This is a genomic window from Lysobacter sp. TAB13 (assembly GCF_052113885.1).
GTDB lineage: Bacteria > Pseudomonadota > Gammaproteobacteria > Xanthomonadales > Xanthomonadaceae > Lysobacter > Lysobacter gummosus.
Genome location: NZ_JBFRDR010000319.1, coordinates 1 through 390 on the forward strand (window position 1 = coordinate 1; position 390 = coordinate 390).

General features: G+C 71.8%; 1 protein-coding gene. It reads right to left on the reverse strand.

The window, feature by feature from the left end; translation table 11 throughout:
* Nucleotides 1–359 (reverse strand): putative immunity protein (locus tag AB4Y92_RS26340; RefSeq protein ID WP_441822305.1); only part of this gene is annotated, 359 nt, incomplete at its 3' end.
* Between the last annotated feature and the right edge of the window lie 31 nt (nucleotides 360–390).

Sequence of the window (390 nt, forward strand, 5' to 3'; positions counted from 1 at the left end):
GCCCGGGCCTGATGAGCCGCCGCGCCGAGGATGTGCCTGACCTGGTGCGCGGTGGCCTTGGGGTGCAGATATGCGGCCGCGGCCGCGAGACTTGCGGCCCGGGCGGCATCGGCCGCGGCAGGATCCTGCGTATCGCGAGCGGCGGCATGCGCCGCCCAGGCCTGCGAGCGCAACAGAGCGGTCCGCCGGCCTCCAAGCCCGAACGCCTCCGCTCCCTCGATCGCGTACCGCGGACGGTGATCGGCGGGGTGCCTGGATTCGAAGAGCGACAGCACCTGCCTGGCGCAGCTTGCAGCATAGAGCGCGATCTCGCGCAGCTCGTCCCCGCCGAGTTTCATCGCAGTCGCGTCGTCATCCATCCGTCGCCCCTTGCTGTCGCCCCCTTGGCGA